The 24,481-nt window shown below is 68.8% G+C and carries 18 protein-coding genes and 1 pseudogene; 6 read left to right on the plus strand and 13 right to left on the minus strand.

From position 1 onward, the window contains the following. Position 1 precedes the first annotated feature (1 nt). The 5 genes from OG984_RS20140 to OG984_RS20165 form a co-directional block, all read right to left on the minus strand. Positions 2–1,684 carry a M4 family metallopeptidase gene (locus OG984_RS20140; RefSeq protein ID WP_328527975.1) on the minus strand — a complete coding sequence of 561 codons (1,683 nt, stop codon included), beginning with the start codon at positions 1,682–1,684 and terminating at the stop codon, positions 2–4. Positions 1,685–1,850: 166 nt separating this feature from the next. Continuing rightward, positions 1,851–3,803 (minus strand): M13 family metallopeptidase, encoded by a 1,953-nt coding sequence (locus OG984_RS20145; protein WP_328527976.1) that lies wholly within the window; start codon positions 3,801–3,803, stop codon positions 1,851–1,853. A 51-nt stretch (positions 3,804–3,854) separates the two neighbouring features. Beyond that, the gene (locus tag OG984_RS20150; protein WP_328527977.1) at positions 3,855–5,063 is read right to left on the minus strand and encodes a M15 family metallopeptidase; all 1,209 of its coding nucleotides are present in this window, start codon (positions 5,061–5,063) and stop codon (positions 3,855–3,857) included. Positions 5,064–5,113: 50 nt separating this feature from the next. Next, positions 5,114–5,683, minus strand: coding sequence for a TetR family transcriptional regulator (locus tag OG984_RS20155; RefSeq protein ID WP_008355812.1), 570 nt, complete (start codon positions 5,681–5,683; stop codon positions 5,114–5,116). A 27-nt stretch (positions 5,684–5,710) separates the two neighbouring features. Beyond that, a complete protein-coding gene (locus tag OG984_RS20165; protein ID WP_442940909.1) occupies positions 5,711–7,132 on the minus strand; it encodes a fatty acid desaturase in 1,422 nt (473 codons plus the stop codon). Positions 7,133–7,209: 77 nt separating this feature from the next. On the opposite strand from OG984_RS20165, the gene ppgK reads away from it, so the two are divergent. Continuing rightward, on the plus strand, positions 7,210–7,965 hold the full coding sequence (gene ppgK, locus OG984_RS20170) for a polyphosphate--glucose phosphotransferase (protein WP_328527978.1): 756 nt from the start codon (positions 7,210–7,212) through the stop codon (positions 7,963–7,965). A gap of 2,204 nt (positions 7,966–10,169) precedes the next feature. Here the strand turns inward: ppgK and OG984_RS20175 are convergent. Further along, entirely contained in the window at positions 10,170–10,784 is a 615-nt protein-coding gene (locus OG984_RS20175) for a nitroreductase family protein (RefSeq protein WP_328527979.1), read from the minus strand. Positions 10,785–11,170: 386 nt separating this feature from the next. Between OG984_RS20175 and OG984_RS20180 the strand changes: the two genes are divergently transcribed. Together OG984_RS20180 and OG984_RS20185 are read left to right on the plus strand one after the other, a co-directional pair. After that, positions 11,171–11,656, plus strand: coding sequence for a DUF4365 domain-containing protein (locus OG984_RS20180; protein WP_328527980.1), 486 nt, complete (start codon positions 11,171–11,173; stop codon positions 11,654–11,656). Next, positions 11,653–12,882, plus strand: coding sequence for a hypothetical protein (locus OG984_RS20185; RefSeq protein WP_328527981.1), 1,230 nt, complete (start codon positions 11,653–11,655; stop codon positions 12,880–12,882). The genes OG984_RS20180 and OG984_RS20185 overlap by 4 nt, the downstream gene beginning before the upstream one ends. A gap of 117 nt (positions 12,883–12,999) precedes the next feature. Here OG984_RS20185 and OG984_RS20190 read toward each other — a convergent pair whose 3' ends face one another. The 4 genes from OG984_RS20190 to OG984_RS20205 all read right to left on the minus strand — a co-directional run bounded on the left by OG984_RS20190 (position 13,000) and on the right by OG984_RS20205 (position 17,968). Continuing rightward, positions 13,000–13,635 carry a YitT family protein gene (locus tag OG984_RS20190; RefSeq protein WP_328527982.1) on the minus strand — a complete coding sequence of 212 codons (636 nt, stop codon included), beginning with the start codon at positions 13,633–13,635 and terminating at the stop codon, positions 13,000–13,002. Between the two features lie 85 nt (positions 13,636–13,720). After that, positions 13,721–15,121 carry a Re/Si-specific NAD(P)(+) transhydrogenase subunit beta gene (gene pntB / locus OG984_RS20195; RefSeq protein ID WP_328527983.1) on the minus strand — a complete coding sequence of 467 codons (1,401 nt, stop codon included), beginning with the start codon at positions 15,119–15,121 and terminating at the stop codon, positions 13,721–13,723. 11 nt (positions 15,122–15,132) lie between these two features. Then, positions 15,133–16,662 carry a Re/Si-specific NAD(P)(+) transhydrogenase subunit alpha gene (locus OG984_RS20200; RefSeq protein ID WP_328527984.1) on the minus strand — a complete coding sequence of 510 codons (1,530 nt, stop codon included), beginning with the start codon at positions 16,660–16,662 and terminating at the stop codon, positions 15,133–15,135. A 304-nt stretch (positions 16,663–16,966) separates the two neighbouring features. Next, complete coding sequence (locus tag OG984_RS20205; RefSeq protein ID WP_328527985.1) at positions 16,967–17,968, minus strand: DUF2332 domain-containing protein; 1,002 nt, start codon at positions 17,966–17,968, stop codon at positions 16,967–16,969. A 60-nt stretch (positions 17,969–18,028) separates the two neighbouring features. On the opposite strand from OG984_RS20205, the pseudogene OG984_RS29545 reads away from it, so the two are divergent. Both OG984_RS29545 and OG984_RS20210 read left to right on the plus strand, forming a co-directional pair. Continuing rightward, positions 18,029–18,226, plus strand: a pseudogene (locus tag OG984_RS29545) (helix-turn-helix domain-containing protein); the annotation flags it as partial. A 148-nt stretch (positions 18,227–18,374) separates the two neighbouring features. Next, positions 18,375–19,163, plus strand: a complete 789-nt coding sequence (locus tag OG984_RS20210) for a citrate/2-methylcitrate synthase (RefSeq protein ID WP_328527986.1) — start codon at positions 18,375–18,377, stop codon at positions 19,161–19,163. An 8-nt stretch (positions 19,164–19,171) separates the two neighbouring features. Here OG984_RS20210 and OG984_RS20215 read toward each other — a convergent pair whose 3' ends face one another. Then, positions 19,172–20,185 (minus strand): aldo/keto reductase, encoded by a 1,014-nt coding sequence (locus OG984_RS20215; RefSeq protein ID WP_328527987.1) that lies wholly within the window; start codon positions 20,183–20,185, stop codon positions 19,172–19,174. A 101-nt stretch (positions 20,186–20,286) separates the two neighbouring features. Here OG984_RS20215 and OG984_RS20220 point away from each other — a divergent pair, with 101 nt between their 5' ends. Then, complete coding sequence (locus OG984_RS20220) at positions 20,287–21,114, plus strand: helix-turn-helix transcriptional regulator (protein ID WP_328527988.1); 828 nt, start codon at positions 20,287–20,289, stop codon at positions 21,112–21,114. A 12-nt stretch (positions 21,115–21,126) separates the two neighbouring features. Here the strand turns inward: OG984_RS20220 and OG984_RS20225 are convergent, their stop codons facing one another. Together OG984_RS20225 and OG984_RS20230 are read right to left on the minus strand one after the other, a co-directional pair. Then, a complete protein-coding gene (locus OG984_RS20225; protein WP_328527989.1) occupies positions 21,127–22,344 on the minus strand; it encodes a glycosyltransferase in 1,218 nt (405 codons plus the stop codon). Continuing rightward, the gene (locus OG984_RS20230) at positions 22,341–24,383 is read right to left on the minus strand and encodes an ArnT family glycosyltransferase (protein ID WP_328527990.1); all 2,043 of its coding nucleotides are present in this window, start codon (positions 24,381–24,383) and stop codon (positions 22,341–22,343) included. Before OG984_RS20230 ends, OG984_RS20225 begins: the two co-directional genes overlap by 4 nt. Between the last annotated feature and the right edge of the window lie 98 nt (positions 24,384–24,481).

Raw genomic sequence — 24,481 nt, forward strand, 5'->3', positions numbered from 1 at the left:
GTCAGCTCACGGACACCGCGGTCCACGCCGCCTCGACGGCCGTGACCTCGGCGCTGGAGGCGCCGTAGAGGTCGGACGCCGCCTTCACCGTCGCGTCGCGCGCCCCGGCGTAGTCGGTGGTCGAGGTGAAGTAGGTCGAGTTGGCACGGAACCAGATCTTCTCGGCCTTGTCGCGACCGATGCCGGTGATCGTCGAGCCGTCGCAGGTCGTGCTCGAGTGCTCGACGCCACCGATCGTCTTCGTACCCGACCCCTCGGAGAGCAGGTAGAAGAAGTGGTTGCCGACGCCGCTGGAGTAGTGGACGTCGAGGTTGCCGGTCGAGGACGACCAGCAGTTGACCGAGTTGCCGTCGGAGGACGGGTTGTCCATCCGGCGCAGCGGGTCGCCGCCGTCGAGGATGAAGGACTCGCCGATCAGGTAGTCGCCCTTGTCCTCGGCGTTGTTCGCGTAGAACTCGACCGCCGTGCCGAAGATGTCCGAGGTCGACTCGTTGAGGCCGCCGGACTCACCGGAGTACTCCAGGCCGGAGGTGTTCTCGGTGACGCCGTGCGTCATCTCGTGGCCGGCGACGTCGAGCGACACCAGCGGTCCGTAGCCGACACCGTCGCCGTCGCCGTACGTCATCTTCTCGCCGTCCCAGAAGGCGTTGACGTAGTTCTTGCCGTAGTGGACCCGGTTGTAGGAGCCCGAGCCGTCGCCGAAGATGCCGTCGCGGGCGTGGACGTTCTTGAAGTAGTCCCAGGTGACGTTGGTGCCGTACTGCGCGTCCGCCGCCGCCGTCGCCCGGTCGGCGTTGGAGCCGTTGCCGAAGGTGGTCGTGGGGCTCGTGACCACGGTGCCCGCCGCGCACCCGAACCCGAGAAGCTGGCACAGCAGGCTGTCCTCGGCGTTCTTCATGTCGGTCGTGTAGGTGCCGCCACGGGTCTCGTCACGCAGCTCGTACGTCGAGCCGTTCTGCTTCACCTGGAGCGGGACGGTCCCGGAGTAGAGGGTGTTGCCCTCACCGTCGATGGTGTGGATGCCCTCGACCCGGCGCACCACGGTGCCGGTGCCCGCGTCGACATAGGTCGCCAGGCGGGAGGGGGTGCCGTCGGCCTGCTTGCCCTTGGTGGTCACCCGCCAGGCCAGCGTCGGCGAGCCGTCGACCGCGTCGACGACGAGCTCGGGGGCGTACTTCTTTTCGACCGCAAGATCGGTGATCGTCTTGGTGACCGCGTCCAGAGTCAGCGCGGCCCGCGTCGCCGCGGACGAGGTGACGGTCGGCTTCACCGAGAGGTCGAGCATCGTCGCCAGCCCCTGGGAGACCGAGGTCACCGCACCGGACCTGTTCTGGTGGGCGACCAGATCGCCGCCGACGACCTCGAGCCCCTCGTAGGTGCGGTTCATCCGTACGTGGGTGGCGCCGGTGGTGTCCTTCAGGGTCACCACCGGCTCGAGCTCCTGGCCCGCGCCGACCTTCCAGGTCGACGGCTTGCTGCTCAGCGCCCTGATGGCCTTGTCCGCGATCGACTCGTCGTCGATGACCTGCTGGGCAGCCAGGCCGGTCGCCGTGACGCTCGTCGGCGTGACGGTGGAGGCGGAGCCGGCAGGGGTGGCGCCGGCCGGACTCCCGAAAGAGGCGATGAAGGCAGTTCCTGCAACAGCGACAGCGGTCGCCGCTCCCGCTACTCGAACGATACGCATCGTGGGGGTTCTCCTCGATTGTGGGGACCAGGATTGGGGGAATCCTTGCACCGGAATCGATAGCGCGGAGAAACAATTTCCTGCAATGCGGATTTATGAAGCCGCCTTCCCGCGTAACTCCTTTACGTTGTTATCGAATATTGACCAATACCCCTACCCGCACGGGTCACCAGATCCGAACGCGCTCCTCCGGATCGAGCCAGAGACCGTCGCCCGGAGCGGTGCCGAAGACCTCGTGGAACTCGTCGAGGTTGCGCGCGATGTTGGCGCGGAACTCGGGCGGGCTGTGCGGGTCGATGGTGAGGTACTGCTGCGCCTGCTCCTTGCGGCGCACCGTACGCCACACGTAGGCCCAGTTGAGGAAGAGCCGCTGCCGGTCGCCGATCTCCGCCGAGCCACCGGTCGCCAGCATGTAGGCGGTGTGGGCGATCGTCAGGCCGCCCAGGTCGCCGATGTTCTCGCCGACGGTGAGGGCACCGTTGACGAACTCGCCGGGCAGGTCCCGCGGGGAGAGCTTGGAGTACTGCTCGATCAGCGCCTTGGTCTTCACCTCGAAGGCCGCCTTGTCCTCCGGCGACCACCAGTCCTGCATGTTGCCGTCGCCGTCGAACTGCGCGCCCTGGTCGTCGAACCCGTGGCCGACCTCGTGACCGATCACGGCGCCGATGCCGCCGTAGTTCTCCGCCGGGTGCGCGTCCTTGTCGAAGAAGGGCCGCTGCAGGATGCCGGCCGGGAAGCAGATCTCGTTGGTGCCGGGGTTGTAGTAGGCGTTGACCGTCTGCGGCAGCATGAACCACTCGTCACGGTCGACCGGGCCGCCGAGCTTGCCGAGCTGCCGGTCGGTCTCGAAGATGCTCGCCGCGGAGACGTTGCCGATCAGGTCGTCCTTGCTGATCTGCAGCGCCGAGTAGTCGCGCCACTTGTTCGGGTAGCCGATCTTCGGCGTGAACTTGTCGAGCTTCTCGTAGGCCTTCTCCTTGGTCTCCTCGCCCATCCAGTCGAGCTCGGAGATCGACTTGCGGTAGGCCTCCAGGAGGTTGTGGACGAGCTCGTCCATCTGGGCCTTCGCCTCGGGCGGGAAGTGCCGCGCGGCGTACTCCTTGCCGACCGCCTCGCCGATCGCGCCCTCCACGATCGCCACCCCGCGCTTCCAGCGCTCCCGGAGCTCAGGGGTGCCGTTGAGGGTGCGCCCGTAGAAGTCGAAGTTGGTCTCGACGAAGTCGTCGGTCAGGTAGGGCGCGGCCCAGCGCAGCACGTGGAAGTAGAGCCACAGCTTCCAGTCGTCGATGTCGACCTCGCCGAGCACGGTGGAGAGGTGGGCGAAGTAGGACGGCTGCCGCACGACCACCTCGCCGAGCACCGCCTCGGTGGTCAGCTTCGAGCCGGAGAGGTTGCGGATGTAGGCGTCCCAGTTGAAGTTGGGGGCCAGCTCGCGCAGCTCGGCGAGGGTCAGCAGGTTGTAGGTCTTCTGCTTGTCACGGGTCTCCTCGCGCGCCCAGTGACCCTCGGCCAGGCGGGTGTCGATCCGGATGATCGTCTCGGCGGCCGCACGCGGGTCGGGGTGCTCGGCGAGCGCATAGAGCCGCTCGAGGTAGCCGGCGTACTTCCCCAGCACCTCGGCGAACTTCTCGTCGAAGTAGTAGTCCTTGTCGGGCAGCCCGAGGCCACCCTGGAGCAGGTTGAAGATGTAGCGGTCGGACTGCTTGTCGTCGTTGTCGACGTAGGACCCGAACAGGCCGTGGCCACCGATCCGCTCGACCTCGCCCAGGAAGGCTGCCAGGTCGTCCGCGTCGCGGAGCCCGTCGACGGCAGCCCTCAGGCCATCCAGCGGCCGTACGCCGCGCTCCGCCACCGCCGCCTCGTCCATGAAGCTCGCGAAGAGGTCGCCGATCTTCTGGGCGTCGCTGCCCGGCTCGCCGCCGGACGCCGCGAGCTCCTCGATGATCGCGCGCACGTCCTTCTCGGCCTGGTCGGCGAGCATCACGAACGGCCCCCAGCTGGACCGGTCGGCCGGGATCTCGACCTCTCGGAGCCAGGTGCCGTTGACGAACCCGAACAGGTCGTCCTGCGGCCGGATGCTGTCGTCCATGCCCGGGCGGGCGTCATCAAGAATCGTCACAGGCCCCAGCGTAGATGCGGCGTCCCAAGCGGGTGGGCAACTACCCCGGGGTTAGCCAGGTTTGACGATCCGGTTCATCTCGAAGTGCATCGGGTCGGTCCACTTCCAGTTGCCGCCCCAGGTGAAGCCCCAGCGCTCGAAGATGGAGACGACGGTGCGGTCCATCTCGCCGACGGTGCCGCGCTGGTTGCCGGCGGTGTTGAGGTCGACGGCGGTGCCGAACGCGTGGTTGGAGAGCTGGGTGGTGTTGGCGATGAAGCGGGGGTAGTAGCAGCCGGCGTACTGCGACGGGATGATCTTCTTGGCCAGGCCGCGGTCGACGACCTCCTGCAGTGCCGCACGCAGCTGCGGGATCATCACCTTGTTGCAGGTCACCGAGCCGAGGATCGGCACCTGGGCGGTCACGATGTGGGAGCTCACCCAGCTCGAGGCGGGGGTGATGGTGCCGTCGCCGTTGGCGCGGTAGGTGTAGTTGCCGACGGCCTCGGCGACGGTGCCGACGACGTAGGCCTTCTGGGGAGCGTTGGGGTCGAGGCCGGCGCGGGCGACGACGTCGAGGCGCTGGACCGAGGCGTCCGAGCCGACGACCTTCTGGATCGGGGCGACGACCCGGTTGGGGGCGATGGCGGCGGTGGAGACGATGAGCGCGTTGCCCTTCTCCATGCCCATCTCCTCGCCCCACTTGTGGTTGACCACGGCGGCGGCGAGGCCCGGGGGCTGGGGAGCGTACGCACCGACGTGGACCTTGGTCGCGTCCTTCTTCGACCCCAGCTGGACGAACCCGTCCTTGTCGGCCGGGAGCTCGTCCTGGCGCTCGGGGTCGATCGCCACCTCACCACCGGCGACGCGCTGCCAGACCTCGTCGGAGTCGGCGCTCTGGAAGGGGGCGAAGTTGCGGTAGGTCGACGGGTCGACCGCGACCACCTTCACCAGCCGTCCCTCGACACTGACCTGGGCCATCGAGATCTGCTCGACCCCGGACACACCGTCGAGAGACCGGATCTTCTTGACGTCGCCGGACGAGAGGGTGTCCTCGGAGAGGATCAGCAGGTCGGTGGAGTGCAGCGTGCCCTCACGCTTGCCGGGCATCTCCACGGCGTGCGAGGGGTCGGCGACAGGGCTCTCGTCCTTCGTGGCCCCGCTCGCGCTCGCGCTGCCGCTCGGGGTGGCCGGCTTCGCCGGCTCGCCCGCACAGGCTGCCAGGGTCACCACGAGGACCGCCCCGATCGCCGCGGCCGCTCTCAACGAGACCTGTCGCATCCAGTCACCTCCCCGCAGGAAGGTTAGGCGAGGGTTGGTGACGACCCAACTCAGCCGAGGACCCGCGAAGCCAGCCAGGCGATGTCGTCGGCCGTCTCGTCGGGCGACTTGGTGGGCTGCATGACGTGGCTCAGCACGACCCGCACGACCATCTCGATGGCGACATCGGCCTGATGGTCGCTGAGCCCATGGTCGAACTTGTCGATGTGCTGGTGGATGATCTCGATCGCGTAGCCGAGCAGCCCCTCGCTGTGACTGGTCAGGTAGGGCAGCAGCTCGGTGTCGGCGCCGTGGGTGGCCGAGACGACCGCGTGCAGCAGCTTGTTGTCCTGGGCACGGTCGAGCACGCCGTACGTCGCCTGCCGGATCGCCCCGAGGAAGTCGTCCTCCTCGTCGAAGGCCGCGCTCACGACGGCGAGGAACTGCTCCAGCTCACGCAGGATCAGCGACTTGGCCAGGGCCGGTTTGGCGCCGATGTCGTTGTAGACGGTCTGCCTGCTGACGCCGCAGCGCTCGGCGATGCGCGACATCGTCACGCTCGCCCACCCGGTCTCGGTCGTCATCTCGACGGCAGCGTCGAGGATCCGCTGACGGGTGGTTTCAGGTACTCCGGCCGCCATGGGGCCAGAGTCTAGTGCGCCCGGCCCCTAGGACTCGACCGAGTCCGACGCCAGCGGAACGAAGTCGACCTTCTCCCGGACACCGCAGTCCGGACAGCACCAGTCGTCGGGGACGTCCGCCCAGGCGGTCCCGGCGGCGAAACCCTCGGACTCGTTGCCCTCCTCGACGCGGTAGGTGTAGCCGCAGCCGGGGCAGCGCGCGGCCAGCACCTCGGCCGCGATGACCTGGGCGACGGTGTCGTCACCGGCCTCGGCCCGGTCGGCGGCGGGCGGCGGATACTTCGCCAGGATCTTCTCGCGCTTGCGCGGCAGGATGTTGGCCCGCGACATGTCGCCGTCGAAGTGCGCGAGCACCCGTGGATCCATCACCCGGCGCCAGACCGGCGGCAGGATCGCGAGCAGGATCATCCCGGCGTAGCCGGTCGGCAGCACCGGAGACTCCTTGTAGTCGCGCAGGGTCTGGTAGCGGCGTACGGGATTGGCGTGGTGGTCGCTGTGGCGCTGCAGGTGGTAGAGCAGCACGTTGGTCGCGATGTTGTTGGAGTTCCACGAGTGGCTGGGGTCGACGCGCTCGTAGCGCCGGCCGGTCTTCTGCCGCAGCATCCCGTAGTGCTCCATGTAGTTGATCACCTCGAGCAGCGAGAACCCGACCACTGCCTGGATCAGCAGGAACGGGATCACCACCGGCCCGAGCCACACGATCAGCGCACCCCAGAGCACCGCGGACATCAGCCAGGCGTTGAGTACGTCGTTGCCGATCCGGAACGGATGCTGGTCCCGGCGGGCGTACCTCTTCTTCTCCAGCCGCCAGGCGCTCTTCAGCGAGCCGGAGACCGTGCGCGGCCAGAAGGCGTAGAAGGACTCGCCGACCTTCGAGGAGGCCGGGTCCTCGGGGGTCGCGACGCGGACGTGGTGGCCGCGGTTGTGCTCGATGTAGAAGTGGCCGTAGAAGCTCTGCGCGAGCGCGATCTTGGACAGCCAGCGCTCCACGTCCTCGCGCTTGTGACCGAGCTCGTGGGCGGTGTTGATGCCGATGCCGCCGACGCAGCCGACCGAGATCGCGAGCCCGACCCGGTCGACCATGCTCAAGGTGTGACCGTCGAGGGCGCCATGGGCGGCGATGGCCATGCCGCCGATGAAGACGGCGTACTGCAGCGGGAGGTAGGAGTAGACGATCCAGCGGTAGTAGCGGTCGTTCTCCAGCGCCTCGATCATGTCGTCGGGCGGATTGGACTGGTCGAGCCCCGCGAACAGGTCGATCGCCGGCACCACGATGAGGATGATGATCGGTCCGGTCCACAGGAACGCGCCGATGTCGGTGAGATGCCAGCCCCCGATCGCGATGAACCCGAGAATCGGGACGACCAGGCCCAGCAGCCACAGATAGCGCTTCTTGTCGCGCCACTGCTCGGTCGAACCGTCCGGCACTGTGCTGTTGGCGGTCTCCATCGTCGGCCCCCTTGACAATTCAGGATGATCTGTCAAGTGTCGTACGTCACGTCGGTGGTTGTAAATAGGATGGCCGCATGACGACGAGCCTGCCCTTCGGCATCGACTTCGGCGGCACGGGCATCAAGGGTGCCCCGATCGACCTCGCGACCGGCGAGTTCGCCGAGGAACGCGTACGCATCCCGACCCCCGAACACTCCACTCCCGACGCCATCGCCGAGATCTTCGTGGACCTGCTCGCGCAGTTCCCGGACTACGACGGGAAGGTCGGCGTGACCGTCCCCGGCGTCGTACGCCACGGGGTGGTCCACTCGGCGGCCAACATCGACAAGTCGTGGATCGGCGCCGACGCGGACGCGATCTTCACCGCGGCCACCGGGCGCGACGTGCACGTGGTCAACGACGCCGACGCGGCCGGACTGGCCGAGGTCCGCTACGGCGCTGCCAAGGGCCGGCGCGGGCTGGTCATCATGACCACGCTCGGCACCGGCATCGGCTCGGCGCTCCTCTACGACGGCGTGCTCGTGCCCAACTCCGAGCTCGGCCACCTCGAGCTCGACGGCCACGACGCCGAGACCCGCGCCTCCAACGTCGCCCGCAAGCGCGAGGAGCTCTCCTGGAAGCACTGGGCCAAGCGGCTGCAGAAGTACTACCGCCACCTGGAGATGCTCTTCTCGCCCGACCTATTCCTGGTCGGCGGAGGGGTGTCGAAGGAAGCGGCGGAGTTCCTGCCGCTGCTCGAACTGGACACCGAGATCATCCCGGCGAAGCTGCTCAACACCGCCGGGGCCGTGGGGGCCGCGCTGTACGCCGAAGAGCTCGCCACCGACTGACGGCGGCGGCGCCTGCGGCGGACTGTGCGGCGGCGGACTGTGCGGCGGCGGACTGTGCGGCGGTGGACTGTGCGGCGGTGGGACCTGCGGCGGGAACCCCTGAGGCGGTAGGGCCTGCGGCGGCGGCTGGTGCTCCCAGGGAGCCCCGGCCCTCCGGGTCTGCTTCGCCTGCGCGAGGAAGGCCCTGCGCTCCGCCCGCCGACGCCGCGCCCTCGGGTTCCAGAACACCCGGAACACCGCGTACGCCCCGGCCACGAGCACGAGCAGGGCGACCAGTCCGGTGACCAGCGCCCAGTCGGCCCGGGCGCGGACGCCGGCCGCGGTGGTCGAGGCGTCCTCGAGATAGCCGTTGTTCAGGTCGGTCCGGGCGCTGGCCGCGCCCACGTCGAGCAACAGCACCAGCTCGCCGAGCTCGGTGAGCGGGTTCTGCATGCCCTCGACGTCGGCCGTCGCCTCCCCGACCTCGGTGATCACCTCGGCGGTGCGGGGAAGCGTCGTGGAGAGCTCACGGTAGAGGGCTTCCTCGTTGGCCCCCTCGTAGGCCTCCCTGGCCGCTGCGGGCACCGGCAGATCGGCCTTCTCGGCAGCCTCCTGGACTGCGGCGGCATCGGCGTTCGCCTCACCGATCAGACCCACGACGTCGTCCACGTCCTCGAAGGTCCACTCGGCCATGACCTCGCGGAGTCCCTGCGGCGGCAGCCACTCGCCGTTGACACGGTCGATCTCGGCGTACGTCTTGCGGGCCTCGGCCCTGGGCTCGAGCTGCTTGGCCTCGTTGCGGGTGAGCACCCAGGTCTTCAGCGGCTTCTCCGCAGAGGCGTCGGTGTCGTACCTCTGCACGATGTCGAGGAAGAAGCGCCAGTCGACCCGGCCTCGGGTGATCTCGTCGGCGGCGGCGTCGTAGCCGCTGCGGCCGTCGTAGACGTCGTCGATCACCCGGGTGAGCTGCTCGTCGGAGAGGTCCGCGAGCATGGCCGAGACCGCGGTGTAGGCGGCCGGATAGCCGTACGCATCGTTCTCCTGGCTCCACCCCTCGGCGTCCCAGGCCAGAAGAGGGAACGCGGCCTGGCTGCGGCGCTTCACCTTGTCGTACTTCTGCCCCTTGGCGCCGACGTTCTTCGTCGCACGCTGTGCGATGACCTCGGTCAGGCCCTCGCTCAGCCAGCGGCCGTTGACGATGTCGGGATTGATCCAGGCGTGGGTCATCTCGTGGTAGAGGATCGCGGTGTCCAGGTCCTCGGAGACGACGATCTCATCGGCGTCGGAGTCGAACCAGGCGTAGCCGACCGCCTCCGCCGAGCCGTCCTCACGGATCGTCTCCAGACCCCCGGGCCACTCGTTGCCGGTCAGCTCCTCCAGCACCGGCATGCCTTCGGTGACGCGCTTCTCGACGAAGTCGAGCCACTCCTTGTCCTCCGGGAAGCTCTGCAGCGACAGCTTCGTGTCGCCGATCTTGATCTTCTTCTCGTCGAAGGCCTTCGGGTCGCGGGCCGAGACACCGGCGTCGACGAAGTCGCCTTCGGAGTGCCAGGTCGTCGTCGTGCCCTTGGTCTGCTTGGTGAAGTCGCCCGAGGAGGCGGTGAACGTCATCGACTTCGGCAGCACCACGTCGACGGTCACCTGCCCGTCGTCACCGAGGCCGATCACGGGGAAGACGGCGTAGCCGTCACCGATCCGGATGTGGTTCTTCTTCGCCCGGATCGGCGCACCCTTCAGCTCGTAGGTCCAGGTGATCGTGCGCGACTTGCCGTAGTAGAGGTTCGGGAAGGACACCGTCACCACCTCGAGACCGGTGCCCTTGACCTTCTCGGTGCTCACCGGCAGGTTCGCCCCGTTGCTGGTCGCCCTGACCTTCTTCGCGCCCGCCGGGATCGGGATCGCGTGACCGGTCAGGAAGTAGTAGGTCGTGGCGGTGCTCGGCTGTTGGTTGGTGACCGTGACCTCGGCCTTCACCTTGACGGTCCTGGCCTTCTCGTCGAGCACATAGCGGGTGCGCGAGGACTCGCCGACGCCGTCGTCGGGCGCTGCGACCGCTGTCGGCGCGGTCATCATCAGCCCAGCACCCAGCAGCCCCAGCACGAGCAGACCCGCTGCCACGCGCCGGAGCCGACCTGCCAACTGACCGCTCTCCACCCCGGAACCTTAGAACGATGCCCCGCCGGGTACGACCTTTTTGGACCGCTCCCCGGACGGCCACGCGGGCATCACACCCAGGGCGTGCCCCACTTGTCGGCGTACGCGATCTCCTCGAGCGGACGCCGGACGCGCTCGCGCCGCTCGCGCTCGGCGTCGCGCGGGTCGACCTCGGCGGGATCGCCGTGGAGGCCCACCGCGATGCCGGTCATCACCTTCCACCAGTCCGGTACGCCGAAGGCCGCTGCCACGGCATCGTGATCGAACCCGGCGAACTGATGCGAGGAGAGACCCAGGGAGGCGGCCTGGACCGTGAGGTGTGCGGCAGCCTGACCGAGGTCGTAGTAGGAGTAGTCGGCCCACTTCGGGCCGTTGCCGTCCGGGTCCGCGCCGACCTGGGCGATGGCGACGACGACGGCCGAGGCTCGCGGCACCCAGCCGGAGTTGCCGCGGGAGAGGTGGGGCACGAAGGTCTGGTGCCCGGCCGACCCGCGGGGCAGGACCAGGAAGGACCACGGCTGGCTGTTGCCCGCACTCGGCGCCCACCGAACCGCCTCCAGCAGCAGCCTGATCTCGGCCTCGGCGAGCTCGTGGGCCGGGTCGAAGACACTCACCGACCAGCGGTCACGCAGGTGCTCGGTCAGGTCCTCGGCGCCGGGCTGGGGCGCGCGCTTCGCGACAGTCATGCATCCATTCTGCACAATTCTGGTGTACTTCCATCCGCCAGACCATCAGACGGCGCAGCGCCCGCTTGTGCGAGGAGTGTCGGTGCTCACGCCTACTGTCGGATCATGACCTCGCTCATGTCTCGCGTGCCGGAGCACGGCGGCCCACCGGAGCGACGCACCAGACTCGATCCGTCAGCCCTCATCGCCGCCGAAGACGTCGCGCCGCATCTGGATTCAGGCCGCAAAGGTAGGGCTCAGACCTACGTCGCGCGGACGTACCCCGTCCAAGAATCCTTTGCAAAAGGCCGCGAACAAAACACCTGGCCCCCTAACCTTGCTAAGGGTCGGGAGGTGGGCCATTGTCGGATCTATACAAGGTTGTCAAGCGAACCCACACCGATGCGATGGAGCAGTTGCAGGAAGGGTACGTCGCCTCAGTTGCAGCCACGGCGGGCGCAATCGCCGAGTTTCGAAAACGAGACATGCACAAGTACGACGTCGAACTATCGAGACAACCGGACGTCGGATTCGAAGAGGTTGCCGTACGTCTACAACTCAAGAGCACCACGACGATCCGCCCCCAACCGCACGAGACCCACATCAAGTTCCGTTTCAAAACACGCGAGGACTTCAACTCGCTTGCGATGCCACGAGACACCATCAAGCACATCCTCGTTGTGATGGTCGTCGGCGCCGACCAGCGCGCGTGGACCGAGGCTTCTCACGACGTCTTGTCCTTGCGCCATTGCTGCTACTGGATCAACCTAGAAGGACAGGTTGCTCCAGACGTTCCGAAGCAGCCTGTGGTTGAGGTCCCACGGTCCAACGTCTTCGACGCTTCGTCCGTGACAGCGATCCTTGACCGGATCGAGCAGGGACAGAAGCCATGAGTGAGTTCGAAACGGGTCTCGATCTGAGCGATGTCACGCCTCAGCGCGTCATCCGGCTACTGACTGATTCCGATTGGGTTCAGACCGGCGGACGATCCGGGCTCTACGCACGTTTCGCCGCGCGCCAAGCCGAGAACGGCCAACTTGGGCACAGCGTGGTCATACCGTTGAATCCCGAAGCCCCTGACTACCAGATGGTGCTCGTCGAAGCGATAGATGCGATCAAGGCGATCCGAACCGACGATGACGGGACCGACGTCGTGAATCGGATCCTCACAACACCTACGGATGAATTTTCCTTCGCCAAGGAGACCGCTGCACCGCCCGGCTGGATCCGGTGGGACGACGGAATGAGTCTCTTGGAGTCCGCGCGCGCCTTCCTTGCTTCCGGCGCCAAGTCGGCTCGCGAGCCCGCGAAGTACTTTGGCAATCGTTACGGCCAGTTCGCGAAGCGGTTCCTCGGCGAGGTCATGATGGGGCAGACAGCGGTTGGCAGCTACGTCGTGCGAGCGTACGTCCCGACATCGACAGTCGTTCCTATCCACGGAGGCGTCCCAGTCGAAGAGGCGGCTCTGTTCCCGGGGACCGATTCCGTCATCGGACGCGACGTGTCCCAAACCCTCCTCTCCACGCTCGAAGCCGCAACGGACGCGCTCGACTACTTTCGCGCGACTGAGTCCTTCGCAGCGTTCACGGAGGGTGACTACCCCATTTCTTACGAGGCTGTGCGCGCGCTACAAGCGATCGCCTCGAACGCTGACGAGTCGGCCGTTCGAGTCTCGTGGGAGCCGGATGCCCCCGAAACACCGGCACAGACATGGGCGTTTGAGTTCAGTCCAGATGCGGCGCCCGTTCTGGCACAAGCGGCCGTCAGATTGATGAGACCCGAGCCGCATCCAGAGACACCAGCCGAAGGGACTGTCCATCTCCTCACCCGCGCGGAAGAGAGTGGACCAGGCGTCATCGGAATCACAACTCTCACTGGCCATCCGGCTAATAAGGTCCGCGTGCAGTTACAGGGCAACGACTACCACCGTGCGGTGCTGGCTCATGATGAGGGCCAGATCGTCCACGTCGTAGGGAACCTGGAGAAGGAGGGCAATCTTTCCTGGCTCTACGACGCTCGGATCACAAGCATCAGTGCACCTGTGGACCCGGCGACACGGCCCGGCGCTCGTCGCGAGGATCCGGGCCTCTTCGAGTTGCCCGGACCGGCCGACGGGTGACGCAACTACCAGCTATGTCGCCCATCATCAGCTACAGCGCTGAACGCCTCGTGGAATTACTCAAGCCTGTCTGCGCATACGTCAAGTTGAGCCTGTGACAGCCACCCGGCGCGTGGGTCAGGCGAGGTAGCGGCCGGGGCGGTGGTTGAACGCCAGGATGATGTTGAGGACGACCGCACCGAGGGCGGAGAGCAGCACGGTCGCGGGCGAGACGACGACGAGCGCGAGCAGGATGACGCCGAGGTCGAGGCCCATCTGGACGTACCCGGCGCGCAGGTTGAGCCGCTCCTGGAGCACCAGGGCGAGGATGTTGAACCCGCCCAGCGAGGCGCCGTGACGGAAGATCACCAGGAGCCCGAGGCCGACGAGCAGGTTGCCGGCGACGACGCCGTAGATCGTGTCGAGGCCGTCGAGCGGGAGCAGGTCGGCATGGACCCGCGTCATCGCCGAGACCGCGATGACGCAGCCCAGCGACCGGACCGTGAACCAGGTGCCCTTCTTGGAGAGCGCGAGGCCGAAGAACGGCAGGTTGACCAGAACGAACAGCACCTCGAACGGCAGCCCGGTCCAGTAGCTGGCCAACAGGCTCAGGCCGGCGGTGCCGCCGGTGACCGACCCGACCGACTGGATCAGGTAGAGACCCAGCGAGGTCACCACGATGCTGGTCACGTAGCCGAGCGCGTCCTCCAGCAGGGTGTGGGGGACGCGGATCGACTCGAGGGAATCTGCGAACGGCTCGGACACGACACTCATTCTGTGTGCCGTGCCCGAGCCGGGCAGAATTCACCAGGGCGAGACTTGCGTCACGTTTCCGCTGGTCAGACCATGTTTGTCCAGGTCAGGCAGGCACCCGCGCGAGGGCGCCGACGATCTCGTCGACCTTGGTCTTGGCGTCGCCGAAGAGCATCTGCGAGTTGTCCCGGAAGAAGAGCGGGTTCTGCACACCGGCATAGCCCGCGGCCATCGACCGCTTGAAGACGACGACGTTCTTGGCCTCCCAGACCCGCAGGACCGGCATGCCGGCGATCGGGCTGCTCGGGTCCTCGGCGGCGGCCGGGTTGACGGTGTCGTTGGCACCGATGACCAGGACGACGTCGGTCTCGGCCAGGTCGTCGTTGATCTCGTCCATCTCCAGGACGATGTCGTAGGGCACCTTCGCCTCGGCCAGCAGGACGTTCATGTGGCCCGGCAGGCGGCCGGCGACCGGGTGGATGCCGAAACGTACGTCCACGCCCTTGTCCCGCAGGATGCGGGTGAGCTCGGCGACCGGGTACTGCGCCTGGGCGACGGCCATGCCGTAGCCCGGGGTGATGACCACGGAGGAGGCGCCGGCGAGGAGCTCGGCGGTGTCCTCGGCGTTGATCTCGCGGTGCTCGCCGTAGTCGACGTCACCGGACGGCCCGGCCTCGATGCCGAACCCACCGGCGATGACCGAGATGAACGAGCGGTTCATCGCCTTGCACATGATGTAGGAGAGGTACGCACCGCTCGACCCGACCAGGGCACCGGTGACGATCAGCAGGTCGTTGCTCAGGAGGAAGCCCGAGGCGGCCGCGGCCCACCCGGAGTAGCTGTTGAGCATGGAGACCACGACCGGCATGTCGCCGCCACCGATGGAGGCGACCAGGTGCCACCCGAGCGCCAGCGCGACGACCGTGACGGCGATCAGCAGCGGGAGCGTCGGGTTGATGACGTAGACGACGGTCAGGATCACGAAGACGACGAGCGCGCCGATGTTGATCACGTTCTTGCCGGGCAGCATCAGCGGCGCCGACTTCATCCGCGCCGAGAGCTTCAGGAACGCGACGATCGAGCCGGTGAACGTCACCGCACCGATGAAGACGCCGATGAAGACCTCGGCGGAGTGGATGGCGCCACCGTGGATGTGGCCGGCGGCTGCCTCGAGGTGGCCGTTCCAGCCGATCAGGACGGCGGCCAGACCCACGAAGGAGTGGAGCAGCGCGATCAGCTCGGGCATGCCGGTCATCTCGACGACCTTGGCGCGCCACAGGCCGATGACCGCGCCGACGGCGACGGCGCCGGCCAGAACCAGGATCGCGGTCGTGGTGCCGGCGTCGACGACCTGGATGACGGTCGCGATGAGCGCCAGCGCCATGCCGGCGACGCCGTAGAGCCAGCCCTGCGAGGCGGTCTCGTGCTTGGACAGACCTGCCAGCGACAGGATGAAGAGGAGGGCGGCGACGAGGTAGGCGGCGCCGGCGATCGAGAAGATATCCATGACGTGTTACCTCAGGCCTTCCGGAACATCGAGAGCATGCGGCGGGTCACGGCGAAGCCACCGAAGATGTTGATGCTCGCCAGCAGGGTGGCGACACCCGCCAGGACCAGCACCACGTTGTCCGAGACGGTCAGCTGCAGCAGGGCGCCGACCACGACGATCCCGGAGATCGCGTTGGTCACCGACATCAGCGGGGTGTGCAGCGCGTGGTGTACGTGGCCGATCACGTAGAACCCGATCACCACCGAGAGCGTCAGTACGGTGAAGTGCCGGGTGATCTCGGCCGGGGCGACCGCGTTGAGCAGGAAGAGCGCGAGCGCACCGGTGCCGACGAGCGCGAGCTTCGCGCCGGCGGAGAGGGGCTTCTTCTCCTCCTTGACCGCGACCTCAGCCGGGGCGGCGGTCGCGGGGGCCGCCGAGACCTGGACCGGCGGGGGCGGCCAGAGCACGCCGCCGTCGTGCACGACGGTCAGGCCGCGCTGGACCTGGTCCTCGAGATCGAGGGCGAGCACGCCGTCCTTCTCGGGCGTGACCAGCTTCATCAGGTTCACCAGGTTGGTGCCGTAGAGCTGGCTGGACTGCGCGGGAAGGCGTGCGGGCAGGTCGGTGTAGCCGATGATCGTGACGCCGTTGGGCGTGGTGACGACCTCGTCCTTGATCGTGCCCTCGACGTTGCCGCCCATCGCAGCCGCCATGTCGACGATGACCGAGCCGGGCTTCATGGACGCCACGTCCGCGGCGGTGATCAGTCGGGGCGCCGGGCGTCCCGGGATCAGCGCGGTGGTGACGATGATGTCGACGTCCTCGGCCTGCTCGGAGTAGATCTCCGCGGCGCGCTGGTCGTAGGCCTCCGAGGTTGCCTTGGCGTAGCCGTCGGTCGACTTCTCGACCTCGACCTCGACCTTCAGGTATTCGCCACCGAGCGACTTGACCTGGTCGGCGACCTCCGGACGGGGGTCGGTCGCGCGCACGATCGCACCCAGCGAGCTCGCGGCGCCGATGGCAGCCAGACCGGCCACACCGGCACCGGCCACGAGAACCTTCGCCGGCGGCACCTTGCCCGCCGCGGTCACCTGGCCGGTGAAGAAGCGGCCGAAGTGGTGGGCGGCCTCGACGACGGCGCGGTAGCCGGCGATGTTGGCCTGGCTGGAGAGGATGTCCATGGACTGCGCCCGCGAGATACGCGGCACCGCGTCCATCGCGAACGCGTCGACCTTGCGGGCGGCCAGGGCGTCGAGCAGCTCACCGCTCTGCGCCGGCGCGAGCGGGGCGACCAGCGTGGCGCCGCTCTTCAGCAGCTCGACCTCGCCGACGGAGGGGGCGTTGACCCGGAAGACCAGGTCGGCACCCCACGCGTCGGCGGCCGTGCCGATGCGGGCGCCGGCCTCGGCGTACGCCTCGTCCTTGAAGCTGGACGCCTCCCCGGCGCCACCCTCGATGACGACGTCATAGCCCAGACCGGTCAGCTGTTTGACGGTCGCGGGGGTGGCCGCGACCCGGGTCTCCCCGGGCTTCGTCTCTCGGGTCACTCCGATGAGCATCCTCGACTCCTTGGGTCTAGCTGCGCAGTGTCTTCAGTCTCCAGCATGGCGGGATCCCGGTCAGCCGATCTGCGTGTGACCGATGGATGACCGGCACCGGACCGGAACCCCACCGTGCTGGTTACCGGCCGGTAACGGTAGGGCAGATCAGCAGGTGGACACCAGGGTTGGCCGTTTGTATCGGTCCAAGACCTGTGGTCTTCCTCACGGTCTCACGGCTGGGTCCCGCCGCTGCTCGAGCGCTACGCATCCATCGTGGCGACCCACCGGCGGATGCGGGAGTACCCACTATTTACTGCGGTACTTACCCGCTGGTGGGTCTCGAGTCCCAGCGGAGGGCCGCACCGTGGCCCCGGAACCAGCCGACCGCCCGTCCGTCGACCGCGAGACAGAAGTGATGGTCCGCGTCGGGTGGGTTGGGCGCCCCGGCGGCGAGGGACGGAATCACCCGGGGACCCTCCAGGCTGATCCAGTGGCAGCGGCCGGCCGCCACGAGCGTACGCATGCGGGTCTCGAGCTCGGCTCGATCGTGCTCGTCCAGGTAGGCCGCGGCTGCGCTGTGATGGACCACCGGGGTGCCGCCCGAGGCGGCGGCGATCTCCAGCGCGTCGTCCAGCCGGTCGAGCATGTCGCCGGCGAGGAGCCGGGGCGGCTCGGCCCGGGTCACCTCGATCGCCGCGGCCAGACGGTCGCGGCGCTCGTCGTGACCCGGCCAGATCAGGGTGAGCAGCCAGCTCATGTCCTCCTCGTCGGTGACGTCGAGCGGGTTGAGGTCGATCCCGACGCGGGCGGTGATACGCGGATGCGCGACCGGGACCGGGACCGGCCCGAGCGACGGGATCCGGAGCATCGGCCCGCCCGAGCCGCGGAGCTCGCCCGCGCCGTCCCAGCGGTAGTCGTAGCGGTCGGGATAGAGGCAGAGCCCGGCGCTGGCGCCGAGCTCGACGAGGGCGACCGGACCGTTTCCGAGCATGCCGAGCGCCGGGATCAGCGCAGTCAGCCGGGCGACCTCGTTGGTCTGCGTACGCCGGGAGAGGATCGTCGCGCGTACCGCCGGCCACTCGGGTCCGAGGAGCATCGCCCGCAGGTCGTCGTAGGGCCCGGGCTCCAGGCCGTGCCACCGAGCCGCGGCGAAGACGAGGTTGGCCTGCTGCTTCAGCGTCGGCAGGTCGCTCAGCACCCGGAGCACCTCCGGGTCGTCGGCGACGCTGCTCGCCCAGGCGAGATAGCAGGGCGAGGTGGACATCTCGGCGGCGTGGAGCAGGTAGCTCGCTCGGATGTCGGTCAGGTCGTTCAGCGGCAGCATGGCGCCTCCTCCTCGGACGGGTCGAGAGCTCACCGTGCCGCCGCAGGACCGGGTGGCGCGATGTCGATCGAGTCGACATGGCGCCGGAGCCGTTCCGTGGGCGAGAGTGTGGTCGTGACGGAGTGGATCACGACGCGGGAGGCGGCTCAGCGCCTCGGGGTGAAGCGCACGACGCTCTACACCTATGTCAGCCGGCAACTGCTCACCCGGCGACGCAGCGGCGGCGAGAGCCTGTTCGACCGCGCCGAGATCGACGCGCTGGCCAGCACCCGTCACCATCCCGGCTCCCCGCTCGGCGTGCTGCCGATGCGCTCGGTCCGCTCGAACGTGAGCGAGGTACGCGAGGGCGAGCTGTTCCTGCGCGGAGTGCCCCTCGCCGATCTCGCCGACGAGCCGGTTGGACGAGGTGGCCGATCTCGTCCTGGGCCCAACCCCCTCGGTGGCCGTCGAGGTCCCCGCCCACCTGGCTGCGCTGCCGCTCGACCGCCGGCTCCCCGCACTGGCGCAGTGGGCGGGGTCCCACGGCGAGTGGGTCGGGCCGGCCGCGGCTGCCGGCGTCGCCAAGGGCCTGCTCCGGGCGGCACCGCTCGCGCTCCGCGGCCGCGCCGACCGGGACCGACCGACGCCCGAGACGATCTTCGCCGCCGTCGCCGGGCGTCCGGGAGGCCCTCGGGAGGTCGCCACGCTCAACACCACGCTGGTCGCGCTCGTCGACCACGGCCTGGCCGCCTCGGTGGTCGCGGCCCGGGTCGCGGCCTCGGCGCGAGCCTCGGCGTACGACTGCCTGGTCGCCGGGTACGCCACGCTCTCCGGTCAGCTGCACGGTGGCATCGGCCGGTCGGCTCTCGCCGCGCTGCGGGACGGCCCGCCGGCCGACCCGAGCAGCCCCGTGCCCGGCTTCGGGCACTGGCGCCATCCCGAGGGTGATCCGCGGGCCGATGCGATCCTCGCTCGGCTCGCGCTCGTCGACGGCTCCGCGCCGATCCTGGCGCACCTGGACGCGATCGCCGCGCGCACCGATCGCCGCCCCAACATCGACGGAGCCCTCGCCGCGCTGATCCTCACCTGCGATCTGCCCGACGCCGCGGCGGAGGTGTTCTTTCAGGTGGGCCGTACGGTCGGCCTCGCGGCGCACGTCGTCGAGGAGTCCGCGGAGGATCCGCTGCGCTGGCGCGCGACCGATCCCACCGCCTGACCCGCGCATCAGCCCGCGGCCGGCCGCTCGCTGTCGAGCTGGTCCATGAACTGGGCGGGGTAGCGATCGCCGCGCGCGGCACCGACGGGCACCGCGGCGTCGATGCGGGCGAGGTCGGCCTCGTCGAGCTCGACGGCGTTCGCCCCGGCCATGGACTCGACCTGGCTCACCCGACGCGAGCCGATGACCGGGACGATGTGCTCGCCGCGGGCCGCGACCCAGGCGATCGCCAGCTGCGCCAGGGTGACTCCCTTGGCCGCGGCGATCTCCTCCAGGGTGACCAGCAGGGCGCGGTTGTGGTCGAGGTTGTCGCCCTGGAAGCGCGGCATGTGCGCGAGGGCACCGCCGAGCGCGCCACTGCCGCCGATCAGGCCGCGGCCGAGGACGCTGTAGGCGGTGATGCCGATGCCCAGCTCGTTGCAGGTGTCGAGGATGCCGTTGGTCTCGATCTCACGGCTGAGCAGGGAGTACTCGATCTGCAGGTCGCTGATCGGGGCCACCGCGGCGGCCCGCCGCAGGGTGTCGGCGCTGACCTCGCTGAGCCCGATGTGGCGTACGTAGCCCGCCTCCACCAGCTCGTGGACCGCACCCACGGTCTCCTCGATCGGCACCTGCGGGTCCAGGCGGGCGGGGCGGTAGATGTCGATGTGATCGGTCCCGAGCCGCTGCAGCGAGTAGGTCAGGAACGACTTCACCGCCTCGGGACGGCCGTCGAATCCGACCGGCAGCCCGACCGGGGTGAGCAGGGCGCCGAACTTCACCGAGAGCACCACGTCGTCGCGGCTGCGCTCGCGCAGCGCCCGAGCGATGAGCATCTCGTTGTGACCGGCGCCGTAGAAGTCCCCGGTGTCGATGAGGGTCCCGCCGGCGTCGAGATAGGCATGGATCACGGCGACGCCGTCGGCGTCGTCCACGGCACCGTACGCACCGGACAGGCTCATCCCGCCGAGCGCGGGCGAGGTCACCATGGGCCCGGTCGCACCGAGCCGCCTGTTGCTGAACATGAGGTTGGAAGTCGTCATGTCTCCAGCGTGCGGGCGGATCGGGGCGTACGGCAGGCCGGGCACATCCAGGGACTCGCGCTCCCTGGCTGGGGCTCGACCACCCCCTGATACTGGGAGACGTGATCGACCGCGACGGCCTCGCCGACTTCCTCCGCCGGCGCCGGGCGCTCGTCCGCCCGGCCGATGTCGGCCTGCCCGACGGGGTGCGGCGGCGCACGCCCGGCCTCCGGCGGGAGGAGGTCGCCATCCTCGCCGGCGTCTCCACCGACCACTACACCCGACTCGAGCAGGCCCGCGGCTCGGCGCCGTCGGCGCAGGTGGTGAAGGCGATCGCCCGCGCGCTGCAGTGCGACGAGGACCAGCGCGACCACCTCTACTACCTGGCCGGGATGACTCCGCCTCCGCGTCGAGGCCACGTACGTCCCGGGCTGATCGCGCTCGCCAACCGGCTGACCGACCTGCCGGTCGTGATCTGCACCGACCTCGGTGAGGTCGTCTTCTTCAACCCGCTCGCCGAGCTGCTCCTGGCTCATCTCGTCGGGGAGGGCGAGCGCGGGAGCAACATGGTCTGGCGCTGGTTCACCGACCGGGCGTTCCGCGCGATGCCGGAGGAGGACTGGCCACGCATCTCCGCGGCCCACGTGAGCGATCTGCGCGCGACGTACGCCCGCCGCTCCGGCGACACCGACGTCACCTCCCTCGTCGAGGACCTGCTCGCCGCCAGCGAGGAGTTCCGACGGCTCTGGGAGCGGCACGAGGTGGGCGTACGCCGCACCGACCGGAAGACGTTCCTGCATCCTCGGGTCGGCGCGGTGACCGTCCGCTGCGAGGTGCTCGTGACCGAGGGTCACGAGGTCCAGCTGCTCGCCCACTTTCCCGCTGAGGGCACCGATGCCGCGGAGAAGCTCGAGCTGCTCGGCGTCATCGGGACTCAGGCGTTCAGCTGATCGAGATCGGGCCTATCCCCGGAAGTGCATCACCCAGCGCAGGATGACGAACCTCAGCAGCGTGGCGGTCGCGTTGGCCGCGAAGAGGACGACCAGCTCGGTCGTGTGAGCAGCGCCCGGAGCCGCCGCGTGCAGGGCGGCGAGCGAACCGGAGGTGAGCCCGAGACCGAGCCCGAAGGCGATCAGGCCGGCGGCGTGGTGCTTGACGATGCCCTGGCGTCTCGAGATCCCGAAGGTGAGCCGGCGGTTGGCGGCGGTGTTGGCGACCGCGGTGACCAGCAGCGCGACCAGGTTGGCGGCCTGAGCGCCGACCGAGACGCGAAGCAGGAGATAGAGCACCAGATAGGCGAGCGTGCTCATCACCCCGATCGCCGCGAACGTCACCAGCTGCTCCGGCAGACCCTTCTTCCGGGCCTCCGGCACTGCCGTCGGCGAGCCTGTCGAGACCACCTCGCGCAGGTCGATCCGCCCGGAGACGAGTCCCCTGAGGAGCCGGGCGACGCCGCGTACGTCCTCCTTGACCGTCGCAGCGATGTCGACCCGGGAGTCCGGGTCGTCGACCCAGTCGACCGGGACCTCGTGGATGCGCAGCCCGGCCTCGGAGGCGAGCACGAGCAGCTCGGTGTCGAAGAACCAGCTGTCGTCCTCGACGAGTGGGAGCAGCTGCTCGGCGACATCGCGGCGGATCGCCTTGAAGCCGCACTGGGCGTCGGTGAACCGCGCCGCCAGCACCGTATGCAGGAGCAGGTTGTAGCCCTTGGACAGGAGGTCCCGCTTCGGGCCGCGCTGGATCCGGCTGCCGTGCGCGAGCCGCGTGCCGATCGCCAGGTCGGAGTGGCCCGAGAGCAGCGGCGCCAGCAGCGGCGCCAGGGCGCGCAGGTCGGTCGAGAGATCGACGTCCATGTAGCCGACGACCTCTGCCTGTGAGGTGGACCAGGCAGCCTTGAGCGCCCGACCGCGGCCCTTCTCGTCCAGGTGGATCGCCCGGACCCGGGGAAGTTCGTCGGCCAGCCGTTCGGCGATCAGCCAGGTGCCGTCGTTACTCGCGTTGTCGGCGATGGTGATCGTCGCGTCGTAGGGTAGGCGGCGGAGATAGGCGTCGAGGTAACGTACGGCTCCCTCCAGGCCCTTCTCCTCGTTGTAGACCGGGATCACCAGGTCGACCGCCGTCTGCAGCCGCTTCTCGTCGAGGACCGACCCGCCGTCAGAGAGCTCCGTTCCCGCGGTCACGAGTCGGTCCCGGTGGTCGAGCCTGTCGAGACCAGGTCGTAGACGGTGCTGTTGCCGATGGTGGTCTGGGTGAAGTTCTCCTCCACCCAGGCGCTGATCTCGGAGGCGCTGGAGGTCTCGCCGCCGCCACGCATGCCGCCCATCCCGCCGCCGGAGATGAAGTAGTGGATCTCGCCGTCGGCGACGTACTCCTGGAACTGCTCGAGCGTGATGCTGTTCGAGGTGCCGTTGAAGCCACCGATCGCCATCACGGCCTCGCCGGTCTCCAGCTGGAGGCCGGCAGCGGTCTGGGAGCCGATCGTCGCGGCCACCCAGGTGTAGTTGCCGGCGTTGGTGCTGACCGCCTCGGCCAGCTCCTGGTCGACCTCGCCGCCGCCCATCATTCCGCCACCGCCGCGCATGCCGCCGTCTCCGCCGGGCAGCTGCTGAGGTTGCCCGTTCGCCTGCCCATTCGCCTGCCCGTTCGCCTGACCGTTCGTCCCGCCGGGCGCGCCGTTGGGCGGGGTGCCGGTCGGCGGAGTGCCGTTGAACTGGCCACCACCGGGCATGCCGCGGCCTCCCATGCCACCCATCCCGCTCTGGTAGGGACCGGCCGTCACGATCGAGCCGGTGTGAGCGGTGCCGATCGTCTGGATCGCGTACGCAGCCGGCCCGATCCCCAGCGTCACGGCTGCCGCCGCGAGCACCGCGCCCGCGGCCCGGCGGGTGAACCTGTCCGCGAGGACGAACGCGGCGGCGAGCCCGAGGCCGATGATCAGGACCGGCCAGCGCAGCGCGTCGTACGGCTGCTCGCCCGACTGCCCGAGGAGCACCCAGCCCCACACGGCGCTGCCGGCCATCGCGACCGCCAGGGTGATCCGGGCGAGGAGGCTGTCGCGCTCGCGCCACATGACGACCGTGCCGACGACCGCGGTGATCGCGATCCACGGAGCCAGCGCGACCACGTAGTAGTCGTGGTAGATGCCCTCCATGAAGGAGAAGACCAGGCCGGTCACGAGCATCGTGGCGCCGCTGAGCATCAGCGTGGCGCGGGTCAGGTCGGTGCGGGGCGCATTGCGCAGCACGACGAGGCCGGTCACCAGGAGGAGCAGCGCCGCGGGCAGCAGCCAGGAGACCATCCCGCCGGACACACCCTGGAAGAGCCGCAGGATTCCGGCGGCGCTGGAGAAGCCCGCGTTGCCGAGGCCGCCGTAGTCGCCGCCGTTGAGTCGGCCGACGCCGTTGTAGCCCAGCGTCAGCTCGAGGAGCGAGTTGCCGGTCGAGCCGTCGATGTAGGGGCGCCAGGACTCCGGGATGAGCTCGACGATCGCGATGTACCAGCCGGCGCTGACGACCATGGCGACGAAGCAGGCGATGCCGTGGGTCAACCTCCTGCCGAACGAGCCCTTGCCCGCGATCAGGTAGACGACCGCGATCGCCGGGATGATCAGGAACGCCTGCAGCATCTTGGTGAGGAAGCCGAAGCCGAGCAGCACCCCGGCCAGCACCATCCACCTGCCCTTGCCGGTCTCGATCGCCTTCAGCGTCGAGAACCCGGCACCGACCAGCATCAGGAGCAGCAGCGCGTCCGGATTGTTGAATCGGAACATCAGCGCCGCCGCCGGCGTCAGCGCGGTGAAGGCCCCCGCCGCGATCCCCGCCTGCCACGGCGCGACCTTCCTGACGAGGCCGTGGACCAGGCCGACCGTGGCCACGCCCATCAGCGCCTGCGGGACCAGGATGCTCCAGGAGGAGAGCCCGAAGAGGCGTACGGACAGGCCCATCACCCACAGCGAGGCCGGCGGCTTGTCGACCGTGATCGAGCTGCTCGCGTCGAGCGCTCCGAAGAACCATGCCTTCCAGCTCTCGCCGCCGGCCTGGGCGGCCGCGGAGTAGTACTGGTTGGCATAGCCCGACTCCGACAGCGTCCACAGGTACGCGACCGCTGTCAGGGCGAGCAGAAGGATCAGCGACGCTCGCTCAGGGGTCGGGCGCCATCGGCTGGTCGGGGGCGCCGGCTCGGGTGCCGGTCTCGTCGGCGGGTCAAGGAGTTGGGTCATGTCCACGAGGTTCGGACGTGGGTCTGTGGTGGTCTTACGGCGAGACTGTGTGCGTCCTATGTGCTGTGGTTCACAGCGGCCCGGTCCGGCTGCTCGAC

The organism is Nocardioides sp. NBC_00368 (assembly GCF_036090055.1).
Lineage (GTDB): Bacteria > Actinomycetota > Actinomycetes > Propionibacteriales > Nocardioidaceae > Nocardioides.

Coding starts and splice junctions, on each gene's coding strand:
- OG984_RS20140 (WP_328527975.1), bottom strand. CDS start 1,684: ATGCGTATCGTTCGAGTAGCGGGAGCGGCGACCGCTGTCGCTGTTGCA.
- OG984_RS20150 (WP_328527977.1), bottom strand. CDS start 5,063: ATGCGACAGGTCTCGTTGAGAGCGGCCGCGGCGATCGGGGCGGTCCTC.
- OG984_RS20155 (WP_008355812.1), bottom strand. CDS start 5,683: ATGGCGGCCGGAGTACCTGAAACCACCCGTCAGCGGATCCTCGACGCT.
- OG984_RS20165 (WP_442940909.1), bottom strand. CDS start 7,132: ATGGAGACCGCCAACAGCACAGTGCCGGACGGTTCGACCGAGCAGTGG.
- ppgK (WP_328527978.1), top strand. CDS start 7,210: ATGACGACGAGCCTGCCCTTCGGCATCGACTTCGGCGGCACGGGCATC.
- OG984_RS20175 (WP_328527979.1), bottom strand. CDS start 10,784: ATGACTGTCGCGAAGCGCGCGCCCCAGCCCGGCGCCGAGGACCTGACC.
- OG984_RS20180 (WP_328527980.1), top strand. CDS start 11,171: ATGGAGCAGTTGCAGGAAGGGTACGTCGCCTCAGTTGCAGCCACGGCG.
- OG984_RS20185 (WP_328527981.1), top strand. CDS start 11,653: ATGAGTGAGTTCGAAACGGGTCTCGATCTGAGCGATGTCACGCCTCAG.
- OG984_RS20190 (WP_328527982.1), bottom strand. CDS start 13,635: ATGAGTGTCGTGTCCGAGCCGTTCGCAGATTCCCTCGAGTCGATCCGC.
- pntB (WP_328527983.1), bottom strand. CDS start 15,121: ATGGATATCTTCTCGATCGCCGGCGCCGCCTACCTCGTCGCCGCCCTC.
- OG984_RS20200 (WP_328527984.1), bottom strand. CDS start 16,662: ATGCTCATCGGAGTGACCCGAGAGACGAAGCCCGGGGAGACCCGGGTC.
- OG984_RS20205 (WP_328527985.1), bottom strand. CDS start 17,968: ATGCTGCCGCTGAACGACCTGACCGACATCCGAGCGAGCTACCTGCTC.
- OG984_RS20215 (WP_328527987.1), bottom strand. CDS start 20,185: ATGACGACTTCCAACCTCATGTTCAGCAACAGGCGGCTCGGTGCGACC.
- OG984_RS20230 (WP_328527990.1), bottom strand. CDS start 24,383: ATGACCCAACTCCTTGACCCGCCGACGAGACCGGCACCCGAGCCGGCG.